Below are 9,255 nucleotides of genomic sequence, written 5' to 3' on the forward strand. Positions count from 1 at the left end.
ACGTATGAGTCTGATATTTTATTCCTAATTTCATGGTAAAAATGGCAAGAGAAAGCTCCCCGACTTTTTGAGCAAGTCGGGGAGCTTTCTGTTCACACTCAATTTTCACTAACTAACTATCTATAAGCAACCTTGGAGCCTTGCCAAATATCTTCATTTAAATCGCCAAAAACCACAGGTTGATCTGCATCAGTTGCTGCCACTGTTGTACCATTATCAGCAACTGTAACTAAAGGCCATTCCTCTTCACCTAATTCACCAGCACGAAACATAACTTTTGTGGGTTGCATTTTACTCCATCCCAGTAATACAGATATCTTGTGATGTTCATCTTGATTCTGGCTGGGGATTATGGTGTTAGTGCTATTATCTTGTCTGTCCCAAATAAATGCACTGTCCTTAGCATCAGATGTATTCATAAAGCCTTGGAATTTTCGTGCCAAAAAGCGATCGCCATTTTTTGACCAGCTAATGGGAACAAATATGTCAATAGTGCCATTGGGAACATAACTAACTGGTGTCGCTTTTGCCTCTAATAGAGGATCCCTAACTCGGGAAGTAGATTTTAGTACCTTTAATTTTTTAGTTTGCCGATCCTCAATAAACAACATGCTAGTTACCCGAGTATTGTGCATTTCTGGTTCTACTTGCAGTTGCACACGGCTGTAAACCGCATAACGACCATCGGGAGAAATTACTGGCACACTTCGATAGTAACGGACTCCAGAAATACCTTGAGAACCAATGGCTTTTTGGGTAGATGTAATCCATTTCCAAGGGACAGGATGGGGACTGGCTATTGGATCCTCCTGCTTCTCTAATTGAGTTTCATCCAGTTCTTTCACCACTGTCATCTCTTGGGGTTTTGGTAAAGACTTTCTTGCTGATAGAGCAATGGCTGTGACTGATTTTGACTCCACGGATTTTGACTCTGCAGATGCAATCTTGTAAGCCCTTAATTTTTCCACCAATTGGGATTTTTGCTCTTGTAACTGGCTAGATGGTGGTGTGAATACAGGTGAAAGTTCTACAGCTGCTAAGGGTTCTGGCTGAGTATTTTTTTGTGAAAATGAATCTGTTTGTTCTTCTCCTACCAAGGAATCAATCGCATCCGCCTGTATGGAAGATGTTGGACGCACAACAGCTATTGCCATGGGTGCAGCCAAATTTCCTCCCTGCAGATGACCTTTTCTGAAAGCTGCTGAAGATGTTCTCGTCTTATCTCCAATTAGCTTTTCCCTTGCTACAGAGTCAAATGCTAGCTGCTGGGGATCAATCTCGGCAATAGTTGTGTCTTCTGACAAAGAGTCAAATAATCCCTCCATTGGAGTATATTTGCTTACCTGCGATTGCCTAGCAGAACTCGAGCCTGATACCACCAACAAGGGTGCTACAAGTAGCATGATAACTGAATAATTAAGGAATGATTGCACCCGGAACCATCCTGATAATAAAAGGGATTTAAGCATAATTTGACTCTCTAGAGGGCGGTGGTGAGTGTAAGGAGGTGCGCCTATAGGGAAATAGAAGCAGGGAATTTATATATGTATAACAAGAAACTAAAACTGTTGTTCTAAAAGCATCTCATGGTTCTATAAAAAAAATGTAAAATTTCAGACATTTTTTACAAATACAATAAAGGGAGTTTTTTGCCCTGATAGTTTAATCTCATAAGGCTTAGAGGAATTACTATTATCTAGTTAAATCCTCTCAATTATATTAACCAATAAAACTTTTATATCTTAAATTCACTAGATAATAATCAGTAATTGGTACATTTTTTATAGTGACCACATCTGGTAGTAAGATTTAAACTTAACTACGTAATTAGCTACTATTACGGATAGATGCTCTTGTTTATATGCTTCACAACAAACCACATGGAGGGAATGTTAGAAGTGCGGATTTTGTCAAAAGTTTGGCAAATCAATCACTTAATCAAGTTTGCTGAACCCATCAATTCTAGATACACAGCTTGTTTGTAGAATCACTGTATAGAAGCTGAAATAATTTAGTTTGACTATTTACTACAGTTTCTTAAATAGATCCCGATCTGAGAAATAAAGCTACAAGTCTTGACTGATGGTCAACGTAACTCAAGGGGAGGCGCTACGCGATCGCCAAATAAATTAAAGTCCTGACAGCTAATTTTGGCAACAGATTTTACAAGTACTGATACATAGTTTAGTATCTGTCATATTATAGCTTGACAAGTTGCACTTTTATTCATCTTCTGATAAAAAAGATTAAAATTTTCAACAACTTGCCCACTCTGGATGAGGAAATCTGCACCTACTCCTTAACTCTGAGAAATAAAAGTAAAAATGGAAAATGGTTGGGGTACTTTGTTTTTCTCGAGTATTGTGACTGTGATATCCATAATTTTGTGAATTAGCCCAGTCTATGAAAGTTGTATTTTTTGGGACTCCTCAGTTTGCTGTACCCACCCTAGAAAAACTACTAAATGCTCCAAATTTTGAAGTTTTAGGGGTTGTGACTCAACCAGATAAACCAAGGGGAAGGGGAAAACAGCTAGTTCCTTCACCTGTTAAAACTGTGGGGATCAACCACAATATAACTGTATGGCAACCCCAGAGGATTAAAAAAGATACAGAAACTCTCGCTCAACTCCAAGCAATAGATGCAGATGCATTTGTGGTAGTTGCCTATGGGCAAATTCTTTCCCAAGAAATTCTAGATATGCCCAAGTTGGGTTGTATTAATGTCCACGGTTCGATTTTGCCTGAGTATAGGGGGGCTGCACCAATTCAGTGGTCGATTTGTGATGGGGAGAAGGAGACGGGTATTACCACCATGTTAATGGATGCAGGCATGGATACAGGTGCCATGCTACTAACTGCAACTACTCCTATCGGTTTGCTAGATAATGCCCACGATGTTGCGGTTCGGTTAGCAGCCATCGGTGCTGATTTATTGCTCGAAACATTACTAAAGTTAGAGACAGGGGAAAGTGTGCCGATTCCCCAAGATAATGCCAGTGCTACCTATGCATCTTTAATTAAAAAAGAAGATTATCAATTGAATTGGTCACAAAGTGCGATCGCTATCCATAATAGAGTCCGCGGCTTGTATCCTAATTGTGTCACTAGCTTTCGGAACCAAAATCTGAAAATTATTGCTACACGACCCCTTGGTTCTGCATACTGGGATCAGTTACCACCAGAACTGCAAGATTTGCTGCATAAAATTACAGATTTGTCAATCCAGCCGGGTAGTCCGGGAGAAGTAGTTAGCATTACTAAGGGATTAGGTGCGATTATCCAAACTGGTGATGGTTTATTACTATTGCGAGAAGTGCAAATGGCTGGTAAGCGTTCTCAATCGGGATGGGATTTTGTCAATGGTATGCGGTTAAAGCTGGGAGAAGTTTTAGGGTGAACTACCCTTGTGAGGTAGGGAGTAGGGAGTAGGGAGTAGGGAGTAGGGAGTAGAGAGTAGAGAGTGGGGAGTAGTTCCAGCCTCTTGATTTCTATTCTTTTTGCGAAAAAAATAACAGATGCAAGAATTTTAAACCTAAAATCCTAATTTCCTTGCACTTATTTCCCAATCAAATAGCCTCAAAGCATTGAACAATCAACATTTTTCAGTTATTCAGCAAACCCTAATTAGAGCTTATTTTTCCCTAAGCTGTGACCCCTTTCATAATTTGGGTTTTCAACTACCACAACTTGATTCTGAATATTCGTAATTATGACATGATTCACAAGGGCCATCTGGGTTAATTGCACAACGAACAATTTCTGAATGGGCATTGTAGGTACAACTAGCATCACCAATTACCCAATGTCCATTGACTAAAGTTCTTTCATCAGGACGTTTTGCTGATTGTACATAAAGGTCTATTTTATGTAAGCGGTAGCGTCCTGATTTTAACTGGTATTTGTGATGACGTTCTAAAACAGCGTAGGTTTCGCCTTGAAAATCTAAATAATTGCCTGGTTGGGGTGTCCAATCAAGTTTTGTACTTCCCAGAGATTGATGTGGATGGGTGAGAATCAACTCTGTTGGTAGAGAATTTGACTCCATAAGCATTTGTAATTTGGCTTACATTATCTAGGATACTAACCGATTCTTTACAGTTTATGTTAGAGTTAGCGATCACTGACTTTAGTCTTCAGTTGAGATAAATTCAAAAAATACATTATCCAATTTCACTAGGTTATTATTTCTCTTTGTTCATTACGTTCTTTAAAGTTATGTAGCCTTTTACTTACGATAGCTAATTGACTGCGGTAAACTAAGCTTTGATTACGATCCCTTCGCAGAGAACACACCTCGGAAAGGAGCCTTTTAATGTCTCATACCGTAAAAATCTACGATACTTGCATTGGTTGCACTCAATGCGTTCGCGCTTGTCCAACTGATGTATTGGAAATGGTACCCTGGGATGGCTGTAAAGCTCAACAGCTTGCGGCTTCTCCTCGCACAGAAGATTGTGTAGGTTGTAAGCGGTGCGAAACTGCTTGTCCTACTGATCATCTAAGCATTAGGGTTTATTTGGGTGCTGAAACTACTCGCAGCATGGGACTTGCTTACTAGAGAAATTTATTTTATTTTCTCCACAAGCTAGTCTTTCACTGTTTTGAGAGCCAGCACTTTTTAGATCGTAGGGTAGGCATTTCCCTAAATTTTAGGATTGACGGGTAATGCCCAGCCTACGTAGCGAAATATTTGTAAACATTTGCTAAAAAAATACATAATACTATTGGGGAGCAGGTAGCTCCTTTTTCTCCTACTATGGCAGAAGACAAAAGGGAATCCTGATGAAAAAAATCACCTCATCATCATCCCATCACCCCTTGTGGCTACTGCTAAATTTTACAAAGAACTATACTTAATAGAGGATTAAACAATCCTTCATTTAATTATTCTCAGGGTGTAATTTCCTTGCTTCTAAAAGTGGCAGTTTTTGTGTTGGTGTCTAAATCACCTTAATAAAACTTAATTACGAATTACAAATTATTTTCAGGAGTGGTGTGATAAATGTGCGGTATTGTTGGTTATATAGGTACTCAAGCGGCAACAGAAATTTTACTCTCTGGACTAGAAAAATTAGAGTATCGGGGCTATGACTCGGCTGGAATTGCCACTATTTTGTCAGATGAACTGAATTGTGTGCGAGCTAAGGGTAAACTCCACAATCTACGCTCGAAAATCGAACAATCGGAAAATCCTGCACCCATAGGTATTGGTCACACGCGCTGGGCAACTCATGGTAAGCCAGAGGAACGCAATGCCCACCCCCACATGGATATGGCAATGCGGATTGCAGTTGTGCAAAATGGGATTGTGGAAAATTACCGAGAATTACGGGAACAGTTAAAGACTCAAGGGCATGAGTTTGTTTCGGAAACGGATACTGAAGTTATACCTCACCTGATTGCTCAGTTTTTGAAGGAAGAAGTAGCCCTAGCAGATGATAATTCTGATGTTATCTTTTTTGAGGCAGTTCGTAAAGCTGTCAACGAACTCCAAGGAGCATTTGCGATCGCGGTTATTTGTGCTGATTATCCCGATGAATTGATTGCTGTGCGTCAACAAGCTCCTTTAGTCATTGGTTTTGGCCAAGGGGAATTTTTCTGTGCTTCTGATACTCCAGCAATTATTGCCCATACCCGTGCTGTACTTCCCCTAGACAATGGAGAAATGGCAAGACTTACTCCTTTGGGAGTTGAGGTTTATAACTTTGCCGGCTTGAGACAACGCAAACATGTGCGGATGTTGAGCTTGAGTCCGACGATGGTGGAGAAACAAGGGTTCAAGCACTTCATGCTCAAGGAAATATATGAGCAACCAGGAGTCGTGAGGGCTTGTTTGGATGCTTATTTTAGTTCGGAAGGTGATGGAGCTGATTCCTTAATTAATCTCGGTTTATCAGAGTCGGTGTATGCAGACTTGGAGCAAATTCAAATTGTAGCTTGTGGTACTAGTTGGCACGCGGCTTTAATCGGTAAATACTTACTAGAACAATTGGCAGGGGTTCCGACCCAAGTACAGTATGCTTCTGAGTTCCGCTATGCCCCAGCACCTTTAATACCCAACACACTTACTATTGGCGTGACCCAATCTGGGGAAACTGCTGACACCCTTGCAGCTTTAAGTATGGAAAAAGAACGTCGCCAGGGTTTAGAGCCTAAGTATCAAGTGCGACTGTTAGGGATTACTAACCGTCCAGAAAGTAGCTTGGGTCATATGGTACCCCATATTATTAATACCTTGGCAGGGATAGAAATTGGTGTTGCTGCCACTAAAACCTTTACTGCCCAACTAATGGCATTTTACGCCTTGGCGTTAGATTTAGCAGAACGCCGTAAAATTCTCCCTCAAGAAAATTTAGCGGAAATTATTGCTGGTTTGCGGCATATTCCCAAGGAAATTGAATCTACCTTAGAAACCCAGGAAAAGTTAACCGAGCATTTAGCTCATGAATTTGCGGAAACCCAAGACTTTATCTTTTTAGGCAGAGGAATTAACTTTCCCATTGCCTTAGAAGGAGCGTTGAAATTGAAAGAAATCAGCTACATTCACGCCGAAGGATATCCCGCCGGTGAAATGAAACATGGGCCCATTGCCTTGTTAGATGCTAAAGTGCCAGTGGTGGCGATCGCAACTCCTGGTAGTGTGTATGAAAAGGTGATTTCTAATGCTCAGGAAGCTAAAGCTAGGGATTCCCGGTTAATTGGGGTAACTCCGGTAAATCATGGTGAGGCGGCGGATGTGTTTAATGATATGATTCCCGTCACCGAGGTGGATGAGTTGTTATCTCCTCTGTTAACGGTGGTTCCCATGCAACTATTGGCCTATCATATTGCGGCGCGGCGCGGTTTAGATGTGGATCAGCCGAGGAATTTAGCAAAATCGGTTACAGTTGAATAGAGTGTAAATACGTAGGCAAAAGGCTTTTATGCTTATTTTAGCGTAGGGTATAATCAGGGTAATTATCTAGATTATACCTTTTTTTAGGCTAAAACGATAGGTGATCACATTTTGATTGGTGGAGGTGTGATCGCGTAACGGCTCCTCTGGAGCATCACCTTTTTGCTTTTAGATTCCATTTTATCGATATTAAAGAGAAAAAATATGTATATAAAGAAAGTATTGATAAATAATTTTAGAAAGATTGATTTTATAGAATTTGATTTAAAGGAATCCATTAATACAATAGTTGGACCTAATGGCGTTGGTAAGAGTACAATACTTGATGCAATTAGACTTGTTAAAGCGATATTGTTACCAACTATGAATAATGAGGCGCAGACAACACTACAAAATATGGGAATTTTCTCCCCTCATTTAAGAACCATCCAATATAAAAATCTTGCTAATGATTCTCGAAAAGATATCGCTATTAATTTAGAATTTTGTTTGTCTGAAACTGAAATCCAATTTTTGGAAAAATCTATCAGTCAATTTTCTATGCATCGACTTCAGAGGCAATTACCTACAACAAGCACGAACACTTTTGATTTAATTGGTTATATCTCATCAAAAGAAGGAGATGAAAAACTTCAAGATATCAAAATAAAAACACAGCAAAAAATTAGTGAATTAAAATCTAATCCAATTTGCAATGTTAACCTCATATTTAGAGCAAATGGTCAAGTAAGCGGAGATAATAGTTCTGATCAAGAGACTATTTCATATTTAATGCAATTTAAAAATTATAACATTACTAAGTTTTCATATTTTCCACCCGACAGGACAATGCCTTTAGGTGATACTAATATTCAGTTGGGGCAAAGTGATGTTAATAATCAAGTGCAATCTTATAGTATTAATCCTCAATTTAAGTTTCAAAGATTAAAAACAACACTTTTAAATATGTTAATGATAAACAATAATGATGTTGAGAGTGTTAAACAAGATTTTAAATTAATTTTTGATGAATTATTGCCTGGGAAAGAGCTTCATGGAATAAAACTTGAAACCCAAACAGGGAGACTATCTGTACTAATTAAAGAGAAAGATAGTGGTGCTATTTACGATATTGATTTTTTGAGTAGTGGTGAAAAAGGCTTGCTAATGACATTCTATTTACTAATGAAAACATTAGATAATGAGGGAATTGTTTTGCTAGACGAGCCAGAATTACACTTAAATCCAGCAGTTTGTAGAAATATTATTCCATTCTTAAATACAAAAATTTTTAAAGGTAAAAAAATACAAATAATTCTCACCACTCATTCAGCTGAAATTTTATCTACAACTAAGGATGATGAAAGCTTACACTTGCTTCATTTAATTGATGCAAACAATATAACAAAAATACTAAAAAAAGACGATTCAGAGGCACATGACGCTCTTAAATGTCTTGGTATTAAGACTTCCGACATTCTGTTCAACAAAGGAATCATATATCTTGAAGGTAATACAGATGAAGATTTTATACCCATCATTGTTGGTGACTTAATTTCTGGATATTCAGTTAAATCCTTGGGTGGTAGAGGTGAAATTGAGAAACAAATCCAAGTATTACAAGATTCCGACAATCAAGAAGAACTTGATGGTTATCATATTTTCATTCTTGATAATGACAATAAGCCATTTAAGGGTAGTTCAACGAAAAATGTAAACCTGTAGAAAATTTGCGATGGTACGAAGTGCCCGCCTTCGGCGATCACCCATTGTTTGCGAAATCCTTGATCTTCATACAACTGCAAGTATGTATCCGGCAATTTCCACTGAGGATTTTTTTTAATTTTTCGGAATTTAAGGGTATATATTTTGTCTATTTTGAGTCTTGTAGCTACATTATTATCACTTCAAGCAGAGCGATCGCATTGCGGTAATAATAGAGATGAGGAGCAAACTAAAATTGAGAAAGATATTGCTGCTATTGATACTGATAAGATGAACACTAATGCCGTCAGTTTACCTGCTACCCTAAGCCTTAAGATTGGGTGAATTGGACTGTTTGATCATAAAAAGACTGCAAAGATACAGAGAATGTAGTCAAAGCTGCAATTGGCGATCGCATTTTTGATTTGATTACTCATCAAGATAAACCCCGTTGCAACGGGGAATTTACCCCCAAACTTGGTTAAATCCCCGATTTTTAAAAAAGTCGGGGATCTGATATTGCCATCTATACAAAAATAACCCAAACTCTTTCTCTCCCTGCTCCCTGCCCCCTTGCAGTCTTAATGATAAGTATTTAACCGGACATGGTATTACTTATCCTTGGTAATGCCCAGCAGTAATCTTACCCCGGAAGACAAGATACTGATAGATAAG

At 38.7% G+C, this 9,255-nt stretch carries 8 protein-coding genes; 5 read left to right on the top strand and 3 right to left on the bottom strand.

Annotated features, from left to right (window positions below):
* Nucleotides 1–116 precede the first annotated feature (116 nt).
* Complete coding sequence (locus CALSC_RS13065) at nt 117–1,469, bottom strand: hypothetical protein (RefSeq protein WP_088241775.1); 1,353 nt, start codon at nt 1,467–1,469, stop codon at nt 117–119.
* Between the two features lie 934 nt (nt 1,470–2,403).
* Here CALSC_RS13065 and fmt point away from each other — a divergent pair.
* Complete coding sequence (gene fmt / locus CALSC_RS13070; RefSeq protein WP_088241776.1) at nt 2,404–3,399, top strand: methionyl-tRNA formyltransferase; 996 nt, start codon at nt 2,404–2,406, stop codon at nt 3,397–3,399.
* Between the two features lie 276 nt (nt 3,400–3,675).
* Here the strand turns inward: fmt and CALSC_RS13075 are convergent, their stop codons facing one another.
* Nucleotides 3,676–4,047: a DUF6464 family protein gene (locus CALSC_RS13075; protein ID WP_088241777.1), complete on the bottom strand. Its 372-nt coding sequence runs from the start codon at nt 4,045–4,047 to the stop codon at nt 3,676–3,678.
* A gap of 267 nt (nt 4,048–4,314) precedes the next feature.
* Here CALSC_RS13075 and psaC point away from each other — a divergent pair, with 267 nt between their 5' ends.
* The 4 genes from psaC (at nt 4,315) to CALSC_RS25950 (ending at nt 8,925) form a co-directional block, all read left to right on the top strand.
* Nucleotides 4,315–4,560, top strand: a complete 246-nt coding sequence (psaC, locus tag CALSC_RS13080; RefSeq protein ID WP_088241778.1) for a photosystem I iron-sulfur center protein PsaC — start codon at nt 4,315–4,317, stop codon at nt 4,558–4,560.
* A 444-nt stretch (nt 4,561–5,004) separates the two neighbouring features.
* Nucleotides 5,005–6,897 carry a glutamine--fructose-6-phosphate transaminase (isomerizing) gene (gene glmS / locus CALSC_RS13085; RefSeq protein WP_088241779.1) on the top strand — a complete coding sequence of 631 codons (1,893 nt, stop codon included), beginning with the start codon at nt 5,005–5,007 and terminating at the stop codon, nt 6,895–6,897.
* A gap of 204 nt (nt 6,898–7,101) precedes the next feature.
* On the top strand, nt 7,102–8,601 hold the full coding sequence (locus CALSC_RS13090; protein ID WP_088241780.1) for an ATP-dependent nuclease: 1,500 nt from the start codon (nt 7,102–7,104) through the stop codon (nt 8,599–8,601).
* A gap of 144 nt (nt 8,602–8,745) precedes the next feature.
* Entirely contained in the window at nt 8,746–8,925 is a 180-nt protein-coding gene (locus tag CALSC_RS25950; RefSeq protein WP_143288247.1) for a hypothetical protein, read from the top strand.
* Between the two features lie 14 nt (nt 8,926–8,939).
* On the opposite strand, the gene CALSC_RS25955 is transcribed toward CALSC_RS25950, so the two are convergent.
* Nucleotides 8,940–9,125, bottom strand: coding sequence for a hypothetical protein (locus CALSC_RS25955; RefSeq protein ID WP_143288248.1), 186 nt, complete (start codon nt 9,123–9,125; stop codon nt 8,940–8,942).
* Nucleotides 9,126–9,255: the final 130 nt, after the last annotated feature.

Origin of the sequence: Calothrix rhizosoleniae SC01 (assembly GCF_900185595.1) — a bacterium.
Lineage (GTDB): Bacteria > Cyanobacteriota > Cyanobacteriia > Cyanobacteriales > Nostocaceae > Calothrix_A > Calothrix_A rhizosoleniae.

What these genes read in the sequence shown, in the direction of transcription:
- glmS (WP_088241779.1), top strand. Translation starts at nt 5,005, where the DNA reads ATGTGCGGTATTGTTGGTTATATAGGTACTCAAGCGGCAACAGAAATT.
- CALSC_RS13075 (WP_088241777.1), bottom strand. Translation starts at nt 4,047, where the DNA reads ATGGAGTCAAATTCTCTACCAACAGAGTTGATTCTCACCCATCCACAT.
- CALSC_RS13090 (WP_088241780.1), top strand. Translation starts at nt 7,102, where the DNA reads ATGTATATAAAGAAAGTATTGATAAATAATTTTAGAAAGATTGATTTT.
- CALSC_RS13065 (WP_088241775.1), bottom strand. Translation starts at nt 1,469, where the DNA reads ATGCTTAAATCCCTTTTATTATCAGGATGGTTCCGGGTGCAATCATTC.
- psaC (WP_088241778.1), top strand. Translation starts at nt 4,315, where the DNA reads ATGTCTCATACCGTAAAAATCTACGATACTTGCATTGGTTGCACTCAA.
- fmt (WP_088241776.1), top strand. Translation starts at nt 2,404, where the DNA reads ATGAAAGTTGTATTTTTTGGGACTCCTCAGTTTGCTGTACCCACCCTA.